Raw genomic sequence first — 16,756 nt, 5'->3', positions numbered from 1 at the left:
GAATAGTATTTAATTCTTTGAACAATGAAAATTAAAAGATTTTTGGTCGCCCTATGTGGTTTATTTGCATTAGTATCATTAAACTCCTGTGGCTACAATACGATGGTCTCACAAGATGAGAATGTTAAAGGAAAATGGGCACAAGTTGAAAATGCGTATCAACGTCGTGCGGATCTAGTTCCAAATTTGGTTAATACGGTAAAAGGAGCGGCAAAACACGAAGAGAGTACATTGACAGCCGTAGTAGAGGCAAGAGCTAAAGCAACTTCGGTGACGATTAATGCCGATGATTTGTCTGAGGAGAATATTGCCAAGTTTCAAAAAGTTCAGGATGAATTCAGCGGTTCGTTGAGTCGACTTTTAGCGTCGGTTGAAGCTTATCCTGATTTGAAGGCAAATCAGAACTTTTTGGAATTACAAGCACAGTTGGAAGGTACTGAAAACCGTATTTCAACAGAACGTAGATCTTACAATGAAGCGGTACAGCAATACAATACCACCGTACGTAGCTTCCCGAATAATTTAATGGCGGGTATGTTCGGATTTAAGGCAAAAGGTACATTTACTGCGGCCCCTGGTTCGGATAAAGCGCCAACGGTATCATTCTAATAGTAAATTATTAGTAATGAACAGGACGATGGATGATGCGGCTTTCGTAGAAGCACATCATCCATTTTTTTATCGTGTTTTAACTAGTTTTAGGTACTTTGAATCTGGAATAACCGTCTGGTAATCTGGTCTTGGAGTGCAAACGTATACAGATTATGGCATTAAATTCTGAAGAACAAGAGAAGATCGTTCACGCCATTAATGTGGCTGAAAACGAGACTTCTGGTGAGATTCGTGTAGTGGTAGAAAATCATTGCCCCGATGAGGTACATGATCGTGCAACACATTATTTTTCCAAATTAGGCATGCATAAGACCACGTTGAAAAACGGTGTTCTTATCTATATCGCGCTTGAAGACCATAAATTTTCCATTATCGGCGATAAGGGAATCCATCAACGTGTAGAAAGTGATTTTTGGAACAGTACCAAAGATCTTATGGTGGCGGAGTTTCGGGTGGATCGCATTGTTGAGGGCTTGGTCAAAGGGATCGAGCATGCGGGTAAACAATTGGCGAAATTCTTTCCGCGTGAACACGATGACATCAATGAGCTTCCAAATGATATTGTTTTTGGAGACCGTTAATTGTTAAGTGGCCAGCAAGAAGCCCGAGCTGCTATTGCCTGTCTCGCAAATAGATTGATAAAAATTGTGATAAACCCGACTTCGGGATTCACCGAACGCCATTAGGAGCATGAAAGCTGCTTAAGGCAAATAAAAATGAATAAAAGAGAATAATAGGATGAAATTTGTATCGAGATTATTTTCTCGGATTCGAATCCCTGCTATGGCTATGTTGCTTTGTATGCTGTCGATAGCCACAGTATTGGGTCAAGATTTCCCGGAAACATCAAACAGACTTGTCAATGATTATACAAACACATTGACAGCAAGTCAGAAGCAATTATTGGAGCAGAAGCTATTGGCATTTGAGGATTCCGCATCTACGCAGATTGCTGTGGTTATGATGAATTCTACCGGCGGCTATGATATTTCTGATTATGCAGTCCGTTTAGCGAAAAAATGGGGTATTGGGAATAAAAAGTATAATAACGGTATTCTGTTGTTGGTAGCGCTGGGAGATCGTGCGGTGACCATTCAAACAGGTTATGGTATAGAGGGGGCTGTCCCCGATGCCATTGCATATCGTATTATTGAAAATGATATCAAACCGGCTTTTCGTCAGGGAGATTACTACAAAGGAGTCGACGATGCGACCAGTTCCCTAATTTCCTACACAAAAGGAGAATACAAAGCTGATCCAAAACAACCGAAAGGAAAGGGATCAGGTTCGGTGATGTTTGTCATTATTATTGTGATATTCTTGATTGTTATTTTCTCCAATCGCGGTGGCCGCGGTGGAGGTGGTGGTGGAGGCGGCCGTGTGATGAATGGACGCGGAGCTTCTGATATCTTTTGGTGGACATTGCTGAATGGTCTTGGCGGTGGTGGCGGTCGCGGTGGCGGCGGTGGCTTCGGTGGTGGTTCAGGAGGCGGATTTGGCGGCTTCGGTGGTGGTGATTTTGGCGGTGGCGGTGCTTCAGGACGTTGGTAACATGTTTGCTAAATAATGTTAAATTGAACCACAGTGCAAGGGAAATGTTTTACATTTATGGGAAGTATATAATTATGAAAAAGGGAATATTAATGGGTTTAAGCTTTTTACCAGCCTTATTGATGGCACAAGAAAGCTACACAGTTACAGGAAAGGTAAACACGACGTCGGACAAAGCGAAAGTGTTTATGCAATATGCTGCCAATGGAACTCGCCAAACAGATTCAGCAACGGTTGTAAAAGGTGAGTTTAAGTTCAATGGACAGGTGGCTTCGCCAACGAAGGGTATGATGATCTATTCACCGGAGGGCTTATCTTTCGCTGAACTTAGAAATAGTCAAAAGCAGCCTGAAACAGCACAGCTGTATCTTTCTAAAGGAGTTATCAAAGTCGATGCAACCAAAGGATTCAAAAATGCAACCGTCTCGGGTACAGCGCTCAATGATGATCTGACGCAATACAAGGCTTTTGTGAAACCTCATGCAGATGCGTTCGAGGCGTTGAACCAACAATATTATGCTGCTTCGGAGACTCAAAAACAGGATCCTAAATTCATCGAAGGTCTGCAAAAACAGGCTGGTGAGATTTCCGAAAAAATGGAAAAAGCAGATGCTGAATTTATTAACAAAAACCCAAAAAGCTGGTATACGTTGGATTTGTTGTCTGAGAATGTCAGCGGTGAGAACGTCAATGAATATGTGACTTCTTTTGAGAAATTGTCTCCTGAATTGAAAAATTCTGAAAAAGGGAAGGAATTGGCTGAGCGTATCCAGAAATTGAAAGCAGTGGCTGTTGGTTCGGTAGCGCCTGACTTTACATTGCCAGACACAACAGGAAAAAATATCTCCTTATCTTCTTTAAGAGGTAAATATGTTTTATTGGATTTTTGGGCAAGCTGGTGTGGCCCTTGTCGCCACGAGAACCCGAACGTCGTTGCGGCTTTCAATAAATTCAAAGATAAAGGATTTACCGTGTTTGGTGTTTCTTTAGACAATCCGGGTAAAAAAGATGCCTGGGTGAAAGCTATCCATGATGATAATTTACAACAATGGCCACACGTTTCGGACCTACAGGGTTGGAAATCGGCTCCGGTTAAGTTGTACGAAGTACGTGGTATTCCGCAAAACTTCCTCATTGATCCTTCCGGTAAAATTGTCGCATCAAATTTAAGAGGTGAGGCTTTGGAGGCTAAGTTAGCTGAATTGCTAAAATAAATCGGTATATAACCGCCATTAGGCATTTGAATAACCCCTAATTGTTATACTCAGGTGAACTGAGCCTACAATTAGGGGTTTCTTATTAATCATGTTGTCCTAATTGCGCTTTCAACGTTACTGCGCTAGCGGCTGTGATAACATAGAAGGAATTCACTAACTTCGCCTGTTGCTATAGCGAATGATTACATGGAACTACTATATCCTCATGTACAGCCCAACTGAGGGGTGATGAATCCTGGGTTTTAAACAAGTTGAGCAATTGGATTTCTAATGCTATTGTGGTAATAAAAATTATAAAGATGAATAAAACAGTAATTCTAAGCATATTTCTAGGGAGTGTGATTGCTTCCTGCAGTGGCGATCAAGATAAGGGGATTCCCGTTGTCAACCTAGAGGCATTGCACGCTATTCCTTTGGATCACGCTATTGATCAATTGGCTAAAGACACGACTTTTATCGATGTTACGCTGCCGCCTAATGCCAGAATAGATCAATTGTCGCAACAGGAGCTGGGCCAACTAAAAGCTGCTGCATATCGTTTTTATCAGCATGTTACACTGGAAAATAATCAATACCGTGTTGATCTTAAAGATCCTAAGGTATTGCATTTATCGGAACAGGTTGTTAAGGCCTATGAACAGGCGATTAACAACACGAATCATTTTGCTGACTCGATGGCGAAAGCAGGCCAAGCCATTCAGTTGCCTCCGGTATCTGAAGAGTACCTCAATAATTTGCTTAAATAACAACTGTGCAGGATATGGTACTATTGGGGCTTTATGTCACATGACAGTTTGGATGTCAGACCTTAACCAAAGAATTTGGACAATCTAGTAACGGAAGTCAATAAAAAAAGAGTATACATCACAATGTATACTCTTTTTTTATTGTTAGTTAAGAATAACTTATATCACTTACAAAGAAAGGATTTCAATGATACGAAGCAGATCTTCATTCATTTTTACGTTATGCTTGATGGCGCTCTTAAAAGGAGTGAATCTTACTTCACTGCAAATCAGTCCGGCCATTTCACCCCTGCGACCTTGTAGTAAAGCCTCTACGGATGCAACTCCAAGCCTGCTGGCTAACACGCGATCCATACATGTTGGGCTTCCGCCGCGTTGAATATGTCCTAAAATCGATAATCTAACATCGTAATGCGGGAAATTTTCCTTGATTTTTTCCGAAACAACCATGCCGCCTTCTTTGTCACCTTCAGCAACAATAATAATGCGGGATGATTTATTTTTACGGGATTTGTCAAGTCTTTTCATGATGGCATCATAGTCTACCTCGAACTCAGGAACCAGAACTGCTTCGGCACCGGTACTGATACCAGAACGAACGGCGATAAGCCCAGAGTCGCGACCCATCACTTCGATCACAAAAAGTCTATCATGAGACTCGGCGGTGTCGCGAATTTTGTCTACGGCTTGGATAACGGTATTAATGGCTGTATCATAACCAATCGTAAAGTCTGTGCCGGCCAAATCGTTATCAATTGTGCCCGGAAGACCGATGATCGGAAAATCGAATTCTTCTATAAATTTGGATGCGCCAGTAAATGTACCGTCGCCACCGATGACAACCATGGCATCAATACCGTGGCTGCGTAAATTTTCATAAGCCTGTTTACGTCCTTCAATAGTTTTGAAGGCCTCGCTACGGGCTGTTTTTAGGATAGTACCACCACGTTGTATGATATTGGCTACAGATTTAGCATCCATGGGGATAATCTCACCATTAACTAGACCATCATAACCTCTGCGTACGCCAAATACTTCCAGATTATTGTAGATACCCGCTCTAACAACAGCACGGATACCAGCATTCATTCCTGGAGCATCTCCTCCAGATGTCAAAACAGCAATTTTTTTAATGTTACTCATACGTACTCAAACTTAGCTATTTTTAAGCGTATATACAATTATATTTCCGTTATTGGAAGTCGCCGATAACGCTATTAAGAACAAGCAAGAGCTTTTTTAAGTGCAATTCATCTAAGCGTGAGCTAAAGATAATGCAAATTTAATAATTGCTTTTTCTCATGTATCATTCAAGACGGATATCTCCAGCGTATACAGACTATTTTTTTGCCTTAAAGGCGTCAATTCCGCTCTGTAAAAACGCAGTATACTCTGCTACATTATAGTTTGCGCCGGTTTTTGGAACCAATACTGTTCCTGATGCATCGACGATGACATAGAGTGGTTGCGAATTGCTGTCGAAAGCTGAGGCTTGGAAATCACTGTTTTTATTACCTATGGTTTTGATTTTTTTACCACTATATTTTGAAACGAATTGTTCGTTTGCAGGTAATTCTGTTTTATCATCAACAAATAATTCAGCCATAATAAATTCCTCTTTCAAGAGCTTGGCAACCGCAGGATCAGTCCATACATTTGCTTCCATTTTTCGGCAATTGACACAATTCCAGCCTGTAAAATCTATCAATACCGGTTTATTCTGTTCTTTTGACGCTGCGAGGGCCTCATTATAATCATAATAAGGGTCAAATCCTTTTGGTGTACCACGTTCGTGAAAAATCTCCGCGTATTTTTTAACCTTGCCATCATTGTGTATAGGAGCGGCTGCTATTCCTGCAGACAGGTCAAAGTCCTGTGTTGCCGAAGGTGGCAAGAAGGCTGAAATCGATTTTAGGGGAGCTCCCCACAGTCCCGGTACCATATAGATAACAAAGGAAAATACAATGATAGCGAGAATAGTTCTCGGTACAGAGAGGAATTTTAATTCGCTGTCATGTGAAAACTTGATCTTTCCAATAAGATATAAGCCCATCATACTAAAAATGGCAATCCATAGCGATAAGAACACTTCTCGATCCAGCCAATTCCAGTGGTAAGCCAAATCTACATTTGATAAGAATTTCAGCGCTAGTGCGAGCTCTAAGAAGCCAAGTACAACCTTCACCGAATTCAGCCAGCCGCCAGATTTTGGTAGGGATTTTAACATCGAAGGGAACATCGCAAATAAGCCAAAAGGAATTGCAAGTGCTATAGAAAAACCGAGCATACCGATTGCTGGACCTAAGCGTTCTCCTTTTGAGGCCGCTTCGACCAGTAAGGTGCCAATAATGGGGCCGGTACAGGAGAAAGATACCAGTGAAAGGCTGAATGCCATAAAGAAAAGTCCTACAAGACCGCCTTTGTCGGATTTGGCATCCATTTTATTGACGAAAGAACTTGGCAACGTAATTTCAAAAGCGCCAAAAAAGGACGCGGCAAAAACAACCAATAACAGAAAGAATAGGAAATTAAATACCCCATTTGTCGATAAAGCATTCAACGCATCCGAACCGAAGGCAATCGTAATAATCATTCCTAGAGCGACGTAGATCACAATAATGAAGAGACCATATAAGAGTGCCTTGCTGATACCGCTTGCGCGGCTTCCGGCCTGTTTTGTAAAATAGCTTACGGTAAGTGGGAGCATTGGAAATATACAAGGCATGAGCAATGCTGCGAAGCCGCCAACTAATCCAGCAATAAAGATACTCCAAAGTGATTTTTTCCCTGATTCTTGATTTCCGGAGGAAGCGTTTGCCTTAGCTGGAACTATTTTACTGCTATCTTGACTAACCATCGTGTCAGGTGAAGCTGTAAAATTTAGATCCTCAGGTACTGCTTCAACAGCAGTAGCTGTATCCGGCGATGATTCAAATTGAAGCCCTTCTGTATTTGTTAAGCTATCTTGTGCAGAGGCAAAAGTTGCTGTAGTTAAAGAAAGGCTGAAAAAAGCAATTAAAAGTAGAATGAATGTGTTTTTTAACATGCGTATGAATTTCTGATGTTATGGTCAAAAATAAAAAAAGGCGATGAGAATCGCCTTATTAATTTATCCGTGTAGAATCATTTTTACTATTTGATTGTCACAGCAAAAGCATATTCGTCTGGAGGAAGACATTGTGATGCATCACATGCTTGCCATTCGACAGTACCTTTAACTGTGGCAGTTCCTTTGTTTAAAGTTACTTTTTGTTGGAAAATTACCTCGTTTGTAAAATAACCAACATCCATCTTAAATACATCCTCATGTTTTACTTTTGGTTTTGGCTCTGCAGTTTTACCTACTAGTGCATAATCAGCAGCTTTAGCAAAGGTGAAAGAAGTTGGAATTGGCCCGCCATCTTTCACATTTTGTGAATAAATGTGCCATCCACTTTGGATTGTAGCTTTTACATAAACTACAGCTTCCTTGTTATTTAACTTTTTGCTGGCCACAGTCCATTTTACAGGCTTGTGAATCTGAGCGAATGCTCCCGTAACTGCAAAAATTACTGCAGTCATTAACAGTATTAACTTTTTCATCAGAATTTAATTTGTTCTTTCCTTTTCCGCTACAATGATTGCAGTGTGTTATTGTTCTTTGATGCTTCGTGTGAATAAAGGTTTAATCACGCTGTTGACAAATTTAGAACAAAGGTTTGACAATTCTAAAATGGGCTATCGTTTTTTTGTAAAGATTAGGTAATAAGATGTGTAATTTCTTTGATATCAAATTCGCGAAGGGCGTCTTCCAAAAGAACGCATAGTTTCCCATCGCTAGATACCTGTTGAATGATTCCAGTTTTCTTGATGCCATTGATGAGAAATGGTCTTTCTTCACCTTTCCAAAACAATAACGCGTTGTAGCGGCTTAACTGATATTGGGCACCCTCTTTATAAAGGGTCAGGTACTCCTGTTGGATCACTTGGAACAACTCATGAGCGAGTACCTTGATGTTGTAATCCTGTCGATCGGTCAGGTAGGCGAGCGAGGTTATTGTTGTTGCTGTGTCAAAATTAATTTGATTAATATTTACACCGATGCCGATAATAGCGCTGTCGATTTTACTGCCTTTTAATTTATTTTCTATTAAAATGCCTGTGATTTTTTTTGAATTGACGTAAATATCATTGGGCCATTTCACGGCAACAGGCTGCTCCGTTTTGCTTTGCAGCCAATTGACGGTTGCAATGGCGATTGTAGCTGAAAGTGCAAATTGTTGTGCTATTGGTAGGAATTGAGGCTTTAAGAGGATAGATGTCGTTAGGTTTTTCCCTGGTTCACTGACCCAGGAGCTTCCGCGCTGCCCCTTACCCTGAAATTGTTCTTCTGCTAAAATGGCAGTCCCCTCAGCTAGTGGCTTGAAATTTGACAATAATTCTCTGAGATAATCGTTTGTAGAGGCGACTTTGTCAAGATATATTGTATTTTGACCGATGATAAGTCCCGAAATATTGTTATTTTGCAAACTGAAAGTATTAAATAAATATTAAGTCAAAACTATCACATTTTTTAATGAGTAAAAATAAAAGTTCAGAATTGTCCCAACGTCTATCAGAAATTATCGTTTACGGTATGCAAGAAAAGAAAGCAAACGAGATCGTTCGCTTGGATTTAAGAGATCTTCACAGTTCTGTTTCCGATTATTTTGTGATTTGTCATGCCGATTCTAACATTCAGGTGAATGCGATAGCAAAGAGTGTCGAAGAAGAAGTCTATAAGGCATTTGGTCAAGAACCCCAATATAAAGAAGGACAATCAAATGGAGAATGGTTGATTTTGGATTTTGTGGATGTGGTTGTACATATCTTTAAGACCGAAAAAAGAGCGCATTATGGTATCGAGGATTTATGGGGAGATGCAGAAGTACAGCATTTCCAAAGCGCTTAATTGTCCTCAACGAAAAAATTTATAAAGAAAATATAATTACGATATAATGAAAAAAATCCCGAGTAGTAAGGTAAGCCCGAAACCGCCAAAATTCAATTTTGTGTGGCTTATGATTGCCATGTTTTTAGGTTTTTTTGCCTTACAGTACGTTTTTGGAGAAAACCCAGCTAAGGAAATTAGCTATAGTGATTTTGAGACACGCATGTTGAATACAGGCTCTGTAGAGCGCCTTGTTGCCTATAAGAAGAATGATCTTGTCGAGGTGGAGGTCTATCTAAAAAAGGGCTGGAAAGATAATCCAAGTTTTAAAGACGCTATAAAAACTGCTGATCCGCTTCCAAGTCTATCAGGGCAGGAGGATAAGGGACCACAATATATTTTTAAGGATGCTTCTCCCGATGTTTTAGAAAAGAAATTAGCTGCATCGCAAGCGGAATTAACTCCAGGTACACCAAAGGTCCAATTGACTTATGATGATCGTTCTAATCCATGGGCAAGTTGGTTTATCACGTTTATGTTGCCATTGTTGGTGTTGGCCGCAATCTGGATTTTCTTGATGCGTCGTATGGGCGGTGGTGCTGGCGGCGGCGGCGGTGCAATCTTTAATATTGGTAAATCAAAGGCTCAGCTATTTGATAAAGAGTCGCAGATCAATATCACATTTAATGATGTTGCTGGTCTTGAGGAGGCAAAACAGGAAGTTATGGAGATTGTGGATTTCTTAAAAAATCCACGTAAGTATACGAATCTAGGGGGTAAAATTCCGAAGGGAGCTTTGCTTGTAGGGCCTCCGGGAACGGGTAAGACTTTATTGGCTAAAGCTGTAGCCGGAGAGGCTCAAGTGCCATTTTTCTCACTTTCGGGATCTGACTTTGTCGAAATGTTTGTGGGTGTAGGTGCATCGCGTGTTCGTGACTTGTTTAAGCAAGCGAAAGAGAAAGCTCCATGTATCATTTTTATCGATGAGATTGACGCTATTGGTCGTGCTCGTGGTAAAAACTCGATGATGGGAGGTAATGACGAGCGTGAAAATACATTGAACCAATTATTGGTGGAGATGGATGGTTTTGGTACTGATTCGGGCGTTATTATTTTAGCTGCTACTAACCGTATTGATGTACTGGATACAGCGTTGTTGCGTCCGGGACGTTTTGACCGTCAAATTTCTATTGATAAACCGGATTTAATTGGCCGGGAGCAAATTTTTAAAGTGCATCTAAAGCCGTTGAAGTTATCGGCTGAGGTCGACGCAAAGAAATTATCGGCGCAGACACCAGGCTTTGCAGGAGCTGAGATTGCCAACGTGTGTAACGAAGCGGCCCTTATCGCTGCACGTAAAAATAAACCAGAGATTGATATGCAGGACTTTCAAGATGCGGTTGATCGTGTGATCGGCGGTCTTGAGAAGAAGAATAAAATCATCTCTCCGGAAGAAAAACGTATTGTTGCTTATCATGAGGCTGGGCATGCTATTGCAGGCTGGTTTTTAGAACACGCCGATCCTTTGGTAAAAGTATCTATTGTACCACGTGGTGTTGCCGCGTTGGGTTATGCGCAGTATCTTCCCCGTGAGCAGTTCTTATATACGACAGAGCAGCTTATAGACAGCTTATGTATGACTATGGGTGGTCGTGTCGCTGAAGATATTACTTTTGGAAGAATTTCAACAGGTGCTCAAAATGACTTAGAGCGTATCACGCAACTTTCTTATGCGATGATTGCAATCTACGGTATGAATGATAAAGTTGGAAATGTTTCCTTCCGAGACAGTTCTGAGGCATCTTTCCAAAAACCATATTCTGACAAAACGGCAGAGTTGATTGATGCTGAGGTTCGCAACTTAATTAGTGATGTCTATGCACGTACGAAACAGTTATTGCTGGACAAACGTGAAGGTTTGATTAAAATAGCCGAAAAGCTACTGGAAAAAGAAATTCTTTTTCAATCGGACTTGGAAGAAATATTAGGTAAACGCCCATTTGAAACTAAGACTACTTACGAGGAGTTTGTGAATGGTGCTGATGGTGGCGGAGTTCCGCAGACAGATCTACCGTTGGATGTTCACCCTGACGAAGCGCGATCTCGCGAAGAGCAGAGCTCAGAAACACCGTCAAATAATTTGAATTAATTTGAATGCTGCAGCGCTAGAGTCATCTAGCGCTGCATTTATATATACATGCGCCATGAACGTGAAGAACGCAACAGCGAAGGAGGTAATGTTAAAACGGGTACGTCAGGCATTACTACAGAAAAACGATAATCCACATCCCAATTTCAAAGAAACACCGCTTTATAAAGAAGAGGATGAGTTGGTGGATATTGTTTTTGTTCGCGAATTGACTGCTGCGGGAGGCAAGTTTCTGTATTGTGATGGCGAGATCGGTCTGATTGAAAATTTGATTTCATTGACTGAGGAGAATAATATTAAAAATATATACGCTTGGGAACAAGGTGTTCAAAATTTACTCAGTCCATATGGTTTTCCTTTTTTAAAAACAGCGGAAGATTTTGAATTAGCAAATGCAAGTATTACATCATGTGAAGCATTAGTTGCACGCAATGGCAGTGTCATGGTGAGTAATGCAAATGCTTCAGGACGCAGGTTGAGTATATATCCCCCAATTCACATTGTTATTGCCAAAGCTTCGCAATTGGTTTGGGATCTAAAGGATGCTTTAGCCTACATGCAGAAGCGTTACGGTCAGGAAATCCCGACAATGATTTCGACAATTACCGGCCCCTCCAGAACCGCTGATATAGAGAAAAGATTGGTTTTGGGAGCACATGGACCAAAAGAGCTTTACGTTTTACTTTTAGAGGATCGATTCTAAGAATTACTATGCTATTATTTTATCTAACAGAAATGCCTGTTGCGAGTATTATTTTCATTTTTACACTCGCTACCAGTATCTATACATTTTCACATGAGCAACTTTACGGCAAACTGATGTTACACCCGTATAGTATCGCACGTAATCGAAAAGTATATACGATTCTTACCAGTGGTTTTGTACATAAAGATTGGGGGCATTTGCTGTTTAATATGCTTACCTTCTACTATTTTGCTTTTGGTTTAGAGCGTATACTTGCAGAAGCAAGTCCATACGGACATATTTTATTTGCCGTGATCTATATAGGTAGTTTAATCCTGAGTGATATTCCAACGATCATTCAGCAGAAAAATAACCCGGGTTATTATAGTTTAGGTGCTTCAGGTGCAATTTGTGCGGTCCTGTTCAGCTACATTCTTTTCGATCCGAAGAGTACCATTGGTGTGATGATGATTATACCGATGCCTGCTTACCTGTTTGCGTTTTTGTTTTTAGGTTACTGCGTGTGGGCGTCAAAAAAAGCACAAGATGGTATAAATCATGATGCTCATTTCTTTGGTGCATTGTCAGGTGTGATCTTGACGATTATCTGTTTCCCTTGGGTTATTAAGCATTGTTTGGCTCAGTTCTAAAATTTTCCGCCCCAGGTTTCCCGGTCTAAATTTCTGTACTGGATTGCTTCGGCGAGATGATGGTTTTCGATCATTTTGCTCCGCTCCATATCAGCGATTGTGCGAGCAACTTTGAGTATTCTATCGTATGCTCTCGCTGATAAGCTGAGGCGTTCAATAGCTGTTTTAAGTAACTTCCTTCCGGCCTCATCAACCTGACATATTTCTCGGGTCAATTGTGTACTCATTTGTGCATTACAATGAACGTTTGGAAAAGAATCAAACCGTTCTTTCTGAATTTCTCGTGTCTGAATGACCCGATTTCGCACAGTACGGCTGTCTTCGGCTTTACGTGTCGTACTCAGCTGGTCAAATAATACAGGCGTCACCTCAATATGCAGATCGATGCGGTCTAAAAGAGGTCCCGATATTTTACTTAAATACCGTTGTACGGTGTTGCTGCCACATATACATTCCTTTTCGGGATGATTGAAATAGCCACAGGGACAAGGGTTCATGGCCGCTACCAGCATGAAACTCGCCGGATAATCCACCGTAAGTTTTGCCCTTGATATGGTAATCTGTCGCGATTCGAGAGGCTGCCGCATGACCTCGAGTACACTGCGTTTGAATTCCGGTAATTCATCCAAAAACAGTACGCCATGATGTGCTAGTGAGATTTCACCAGGCAGCGGATTGGAGCCCCCACCTACCATGGCGACGTCGGATATGGTATGATGCGGAGAGCGAAATGGCCGTGTAGTCAAGAGAGACTCCTTGGTCTTCAGGTTTCCAGATACAGAGTGTATTTTGGTGCTTTCTAATGATTCAGTCATATTGAGGGGTGGGAGGATCGTCGGCAATCTTTTTGCCAACATAGTTTTTCCTGAGCCAGGGGGACCTATTAAAATAAGATTATGACCACCTGCTGCGGCAATTTCCAGGGCCCTTTTAATATTCTCCTGTCCTTGAACATCCGAGAAATCGACATCGTAATTCGCTGTATCGGTATGAAAGAAATTTTGAATATCAACTTTTGTTGGTTCAATTTTTATCCTGTGATTTAGGAAATCAACAACTTGGCTAAGATTCTCTACTCCGATAACATCGACACCTCTGACAATAGCGGCCTCTTTTGCGTTCTCTTGTGGTAAAATAAGCCCTTTAAAGCCTTCTTTCAGGGCTTGTAAGGTGATGGGTAAAATACCGCGGATGGGCTTAATGCTTCCGTCTAATGATAGTTCTCCTAAAATGAGATAATCTGCCAGAAGCTCATTTGTCGTTTGCCCGGAGGATGCCAATATGCCGATTGCGATTGATAAGTCGTAACTGGAGCCTTCTTTACGGAGGTCTGCAGGTGCCAAGTTGACAACAATCTTCTGGCGTGGCATGTGAAGTTGACAGGAAGTAATGGCACTTTCGACACGTCTTAAGCTTTCTTTTACAGCATTGTCAGGCAACCCTACAATATAATAATGCAGGCCTGTAGATACGATTACCTCAACGGTAATTGTGCAGGCATTGATTCCATAGACGGCACTGCAATAGGTTTTATTTAGCATAATTTTTATAATGGGTTGATTTAAAGATACTAAAAAACTGAACGGGTTAATAATTGTTTGGTGAATTATTGAAAGTCAATCGAAGTTTATCAAAAAATGATTATATTGGAAGATATAGTTTCTTGTAAATAATGGATTAAATGCCGCGTTTGGCAAACGATTTGCTCTGTTAATTGTATTATTAGCGAGGACTAGATTCATCGTAATAGAATTAGAACTTTAAAACGAAAAAGAAATGAATGACACAAGTAAAGTAGCTTTGGCGTTGTTAGCGGGTCTTGCTGCAGGTGCAGCTTTGGGAGTTTTATTTGCTCCAGACAAGGGGTCGGATACGAGAGATAAAATCAATGATTCATTAAGCGATTTGAGTGATGCTATTCGTGAGAGAGCGGAAGAACAATTCGATCAATTGAATGATTTTAAAGAGAAAATTGTTTCTACATTAAAAGGAAAATTAAATCAGACCGAAGAAGTGCTAGATGATGATATCATCGAACATGCATAGTTCGCAGATTATTCGTATGAATAATTGGTGTAGAATACATATCATCAGGCTATTTCTAGGATAGATTTTTACGATAACACCTTTCTTTTTTAGGATAGAGGATTGAAGTTGCTAGCGTTGAGCCGAAACAGGATTCGTTTTATAAACTAGACACTGAAATAGCCTGAATAATTTTAAAATGCATGGAAGAAGAAAAATTTTCACTTAGCGGTACTTTTCAAAAAACCAAAGAGTACATTGACTCCCAGTTTAGGCTTGTCAAATTAAAGACAATTGAGCGTTCTTCTCGATTGATCGCTAGCCTTGTGGTTGATGCGACAAAGCTGATATTCACGTTATTTGTCCTGTTTTTTTTATGCTTGGCACTGGGTTTTTGGCTCGGAGAATTACTGGGGAGTTATTCCTTGGGCTTTTTGGCGACAGCGGGTATTTTTTTAGTGATTATTATCTTAATACGGGTTTTTGAGCCGATGTTAGAGTCCAAATTTATGGATCTTTCTATCCGCCGTTTTTTGGCTAAATGGAACGATGAGATTGAGGAGGAGGAAGAAGATCTACATAAGGAAAAACTTGATAGAGAAAGGGCTACAAATGAACAATAAACATACTAAAATACGTAACCTACAAGAGCTTAAGGCTGAGATTTCCCGTTTGAAAGCTCTTAAGAATGAGCAAGAAGTCTATCTTAAGACTCAATTTACCTTGCTCAACAATAAAATAGAGGCCCCAATTCGCTTTTTCAATACATTAAAAGATAATATACCGGGGGTAAATATTGTCCAGCAGCTGTTCTCTAAAAGTAGCAATCCAGATTCCGATTGGCTAACGAAGACCTTACGTATCGGCGTGCCTTTTGTGATGAATAGGTTGTTCCTAAAAAATACCGGTGTTTTTAAGAAAGCGTTGATGTTGCTATTGTCAGAGCGTGCTGTCGGCCAGATCAATCAAGATAAAATCAGTGGCCTCCTCAGCAAGTTAACACAGTTTATTCGTCCCAAAAAGAAGAAAAATAAAGCTGCCCAAGCTGAAAATGCGGTTATCAAGGATGAGGTTAACGAGTACGGAATTCCTTCCTATAGCGAAACCTACTAATGCGATCGCGTTGGATTTATTCGGAAGCGTTTGCTTCTTTTTCCAAAAAATCCGCATAAGCTAGTTGAATGCCTTCCCGGAGGTTAACTTGATGTTTCCAACCCAGTGCGTGCAGTTTTGAGACATCCATGAGTTTTCGTGGTGTTCCATCTGGTTTGGAACTGTCGAAGGAAATAGTTCCCGTGTAACCAATAACGTCTTTAATCAATTCGGCAAGGTCTTTAATGCTTAGATCTTCGCCAATGCCAATGTTGACAAATTGTTTCTCGTCATAATTATTCATTAAAAAGACGCAGGCATCTGCCAGGTCATCGGAAAAGAGAAATTCCCGTAAGGGGGTTCCTGTTCCCCAGATAATAACTTCAGGGAGCTGATTGATCTTAGCTTCATGAAATCTTCTGATCAAGGCCGGTAAGACATGTGAGTTTTGCGGATGATAATTGTCGTTAATGCCGTAAAGATTCGTTGGCATAACGGAGATATAATTGCATCCATACTGATCCCGAAAAGCTTCTGTCATTTTTATTCCCGCGATTTTAGCAATTGCGTAGGGTTCGTTTGTAGGTTCCAGTGTGCCCGTAAGTAGCATATCTTCGTTCAAAGGCTGTGGTGCCATTTTTGGATAGATACAGCTTGAACCTAAGAACATTAATTTTTTGACCTTATTATCGTAGGAAGATTTGATGACGTTATTCTGTATAGCCATATTCTCGTAGATAAAATCTGCGCGATAGGTGTTGTTCGCCATGATTCCTCCAACTTTGGCTGCTGCTAAGAAAACATAGTCAGGTTTTTCCTGATCGAAAAAATCAGCGACCGCTTGCTGGTTGCGCAAATCTAATTCGGAAGATGTGCGTGTGACAATATTGTTGTACCCAAGTTCCGATAATTTGCGATGAATTGCCGATCCGACCATTCCACGATGGCCTGCTATATAAATTTTAGCGTCTTTCTCCACGATAAGTTATTGATTCCTGCAAACTTAGATAAATTGCTTTTTATATGCAATATAATTCGCCCCTATGAGGGCGATTTATTCATTCATGTGTGTGCTATCGGACTTCAGATTGTTCCGCAATTGGCGGTATTGGTGCTGTCC

At 40.7% G+C, this 16,756-nt stretch carries 18 protein-coding genes; 12 read left to right on the top strand and 6 right to left on the bottom strand.

Features of this window, described 5'->3' with window-relative positions:
* Window positions 1-30: 30 nt before the first annotated feature.
* From M2419_RS26325 to M2419_RS26305, 5 genes are all read left to right on the top strand, one after another.
* Window positions 31-609, top strand: a complete 579-nt coding sequence (locus M2419_RS26325) for a LemA family protein (protein WP_046673163.1) — start codon at window positions 31-33, stop codon at window positions 607-609.
* 155 nt (window positions 610-764) lie between these two features.
* The gene (locus M2419_RS26320) at window positions 765-1,193 is read left to right on the top strand and encodes a TPM domain-containing protein (RefSeq protein WP_075990259.1); all 429 of its coding nucleotides are present in this window, start codon (window positions 765-767) and stop codon (window positions 1,191-1,193) included.
* A 202-nt stretch (window positions 1,194-1,395) separates the two neighbouring features.
* Window positions 1,396-2,163 (top strand): YgcG family protein, encoded by a 768-nt coding sequence (locus M2419_RS26315; protein ID WP_259256300.1) that lies wholly within the window; start codon window positions 1,396-1,398, stop codon window positions 2,161-2,163.
* A 74-nt stretch (window positions 2,164-2,237) separates the two neighbouring features.
* Window positions 2,238-3,377, top strand: coding sequence for a TlpA disulfide reductase family protein (locus tag M2419_RS26310; protein WP_159727525.1), 1,140 nt, complete (start codon window positions 2,238-2,240; stop codon window positions 3,375-3,377).
* 302 nt (window positions 3,378-3,679) lie between these two features.
* Window positions 3,680-4,126 (top strand): hypothetical protein, encoded by a 447-nt coding sequence (locus M2419_RS26305; protein WP_159727523.1) that lies wholly within the window; start codon window positions 3,680-3,682, stop codon window positions 4,124-4,126.
* Window positions 4,127-4,294: 168 nt separating this feature from the next.
* Here the strand turns inward: M2419_RS26305 and pfkA are convergent, their stop codons facing one another.
* The 4 genes from pfkA to M2419_RS26285 all read right to left on the bottom strand — a co-directional run bounded on the left by pfkA (window position 4,295) and on the right by M2419_RS26285 (window position 8,634).
* Entirely contained in the window at window positions 4,295-5,269 is a 975-nt protein-coding gene (pfkA, locus tag M2419_RS26300) for a 6-phosphofructokinase (protein ID WP_075990255.1), read from the bottom strand.
* Window positions 5,270-5,465: 196 nt separating this feature from the next.
* The gene (locus M2419_RS26295; RefSeq protein WP_259256159.1) at window positions 5,466-7,172 is read right to left on the bottom strand and encodes a protein-disulfide reductase DsbD; all 1,707 of its coding nucleotides are present in this window, start codon (window positions 7,170-7,172) and stop codon (window positions 5,466-5,468) included.
* An 86-nt stretch (window positions 7,173-7,258) separates the two neighbouring features.
* Complete coding sequence (locus tag M2419_RS26290) at window positions 7,259-7,708, bottom strand: protein-disulfide reductase DsbD domain-containing protein (protein WP_182330617.1); 450 nt, start codon at window positions 7,706-7,708, stop codon at window positions 7,259-7,261.
* A 155-nt stretch (window positions 7,709-7,863) separates the two neighbouring features.
* Complete coding sequence (locus tag M2419_RS26285; protein WP_220801580.1) at window positions 7,864-8,634, bottom strand: biotin--[acetyl-CoA-carboxylase] ligase; 771 nt, start codon at window positions 8,632-8,634, stop codon at window positions 7,864-7,866.
* A 47-nt stretch (window positions 8,635-8,681) separates the two neighbouring features.
* On the opposite strand from M2419_RS26285, the gene rsfS reads away from it, so the two are divergent.
* Genes rsfS through M2419_RS26265 form a run of 4 tightly spaced genes read left to right on the top strand, consistent with a single transcriptional unit; the run spans window position 8,682 to window position 12,519 of the window.
* A complete protein-coding gene (rsfS, locus tag M2419_RS26280; protein ID WP_046673130.1) occupies window positions 8,682-9,056 on the top strand; it encodes a ribosome silencing factor in 375 nt (124 codons plus the stop codon).
* Between the two features lie 46 nt (window positions 9,057-9,102).
* Window positions 9,103-11,184 (top strand): ATP-dependent zinc metalloprotease FtsH, encoded by a 2,082-nt coding sequence (gene ftsH, locus M2419_RS26275; RefSeq protein ID WP_159727519.1) that lies wholly within the window; start codon window positions 9,103-9,105, stop codon window positions 11,182-11,184.
* Window positions 11,185-11,239: 55 nt separating this feature from the next.
* Complete coding sequence (locus M2419_RS26270; RefSeq protein WP_120335174.1) at window positions 11,240-11,887, top strand: lactate utilization protein; 648 nt, start codon at window positions 11,240-11,242, stop codon at window positions 11,885-11,887.
* Window positions 11,888-11,895: 8 nt separating this feature from the next.
* Window positions 11,896-12,519, top strand: coding sequence for a rhomboid family intramembrane serine protease (locus M2419_RS26265; RefSeq protein ID WP_145328760.1), 624 nt, complete (start codon window positions 11,896-11,898; stop codon window positions 12,517-12,519).
* Here M2419_RS26265 and M2419_RS26260 read toward each other — a convergent pair.
* Window positions 12,516-14,060 (bottom strand): YifB family Mg chelatase-like AAA ATPase, encoded by a 1,545-nt coding sequence (locus M2419_RS26260; protein WP_259256153.1) that lies wholly within the window; start codon window positions 14,058-14,060, stop codon window positions 12,516-12,518. The genes M2419_RS26265 and M2419_RS26260 overlap by 4 nt on opposite strands.
* Window positions 14,061-14,295: 235 nt before the next feature.
* Between M2419_RS26260 and M2419_RS26255 the strand changes: the two genes are divergently transcribed.
* The 3 genes from M2419_RS26255 to M2419_RS26245 all read left to right on the top strand — a co-directional run bounded on the left by M2419_RS26255 (window position 14,296) and on the right by M2419_RS26245 (window position 15,657).
* Window positions 14,296-14,565: a YtxH domain-containing protein gene (locus tag M2419_RS26255; RefSeq protein WP_075990249.1), complete on the top strand. Its 270-nt coding sequence runs from the start codon at window positions 14,296-14,298 to the stop codon at window positions 14,563-14,565.
* A gap of 182 nt (window positions 14,566-14,747) precedes the next feature.
* Window positions 14,748-15,167, top strand: coding sequence for a phage holin family protein (locus tag M2419_RS26250; RefSeq protein ID WP_259256148.1), 420 nt, complete (start codon window positions 14,748-14,750; stop codon window positions 15,165-15,167).
* Window positions 15,157-15,657, top strand: coding sequence for a hypothetical protein (locus M2419_RS26245; RefSeq protein WP_075990247.1), 501 nt, complete (start codon window positions 15,157-15,159; stop codon window positions 15,655-15,657). Before M2419_RS26250 ends, M2419_RS26245 begins: the two co-directional genes overlap by 11 nt.
* 16 nt (window positions 15,658-15,673) lie before the next feature.
* On the opposite strand, the gene M2419_RS26240 is transcribed toward M2419_RS26245, so the two are convergent.
* On the bottom strand, window positions 15,674-16,615 hold the full coding sequence (locus tag M2419_RS26240; protein ID WP_153844446.1) for a GDP-L-fucose synthase: 942 nt from the start codon (window positions 16,613-16,615) through the stop codon (window positions 15,674-15,676).
* Between the last annotated feature and the right edge of the window lie 141 nt (window positions 16,616-16,756).

Source organism: Sphingobacterium sp. BIGb0116 (assembly GCF_024808035.1).
In the GTDB taxonomy this organism is placed as follows: Bacteria; Bacteroidota; Bacteroidia; order Sphingobacteriales; family Sphingobacteriaceae; genus Sphingobacterium; species Sphingobacterium paramultivorum.
The sequence above is the reverse complement of the archived record's forward strand: the minus strand, read 5'-3'. Positions and strand labels throughout refer to the sequence as shown.

What these genes read in the sequence shown, in the direction of transcription:
- M2419_RS26245 (WP_075990247.1), top strand. Translation starts at nt 15,157, where the DNA reads ATGAACAATAAACATACTAAAATACGTAACCTACAAGAGCTTAAGGCT.
- M2419_RS26315 (WP_259256300.1), top strand. Translation starts at nt 1,396, where the DNA reads ATGGCTATGTTGCTTTGTATGCTGTCGATAGCCACAGTATTGGGTCAA.
- M2419_RS26265 (WP_145328760.1), top strand. Translation starts at nt 11,896, where the DNA reads ATGCTATTATTTTATCTAACAGAAATGCCTGTTGCGAGTATTATTTTC.
- M2419_RS26305 (WP_159727523.1), top strand. Translation starts at nt 3,680, where the DNA reads ATGAATAAAACAGTAATTCTAAGCATATTTCTAGGGAGTGTGATTGCT.
- rsfS (WP_046673130.1), top strand. Translation starts at nt 8,682, where the DNA reads ATGAGTAAAAATAAAAGTTCAGAATTGTCCCAACGTCTATCAGAAATT.
- M2419_RS26295 (WP_259256159.1), bottom strand. Translation starts at nt 7,172, where the DNA reads ATGTTAAAAAACACATTCATTCTACTTTTAATTGCTTTTTTCAGCCTT.
- M2419_RS26270 (WP_120335174.1), top strand. Translation starts at nt 11,240, where the DNA reads ATGAACGTGAAGAACGCAACAGCGAAGGAGGTAATGTTAAAACGGGTA.
- M2419_RS26320 (WP_075990259.1), top strand. Translation starts at nt 765, where the DNA reads ATGGCATTAAATTCTGAAGAACAAGAGAAGATCGTTCACGCCATTAAT.
- M2419_RS26290 (WP_182330617.1), bottom strand. Translation starts at nt 7,708, where the DNA reads ATGAAAAAGTTAATACTGTTAATGACTGCAGTAATTTTTGCAGTTACG.
- M2419_RS26260 (WP_259256153.1), bottom strand. Translation starts at nt 14,060, where the DNA reads ATGCTAAATAAAACCTATTGCAGTGCCGTCTATGGAATCAATGCCTGC.
- M2419_RS26310 (WP_159727525.1), top strand. Translation starts at nt 2,238, where the DNA reads ATGAAAAAGGGAATATTAATGGGTTTAAGCTTTTTACCAGCCTTATTG.
- M2419_RS26250 (WP_259256148.1), top strand. Translation starts at nt 14,748, where the DNA reads ATGGAAGAAGAAAAATTTTCACTTAGCGGTACTTTTCAAAAAACCAAA.
- pfkA (WP_075990255.1), bottom strand. Translation starts at nt 5,269, where the DNA reads ATGAGTAACATTAAAAAAATTGCTGTTTTGACATCTGGAGGAGATGCT.
- ftsH (WP_159727519.1), top strand. Translation starts at nt 9,103, where the DNA reads ATGAAAAAAATCCCGAGTAGTAAGGTAAGCCCGAAACCGCCAAAATTC.
- M2419_RS26255 (WP_075990249.1), top strand. Translation starts at nt 14,296, where the DNA reads ATGAATGACACAAGTAAAGTAGCTTTGGCGTTGTTAGCGGGTCTTGCT.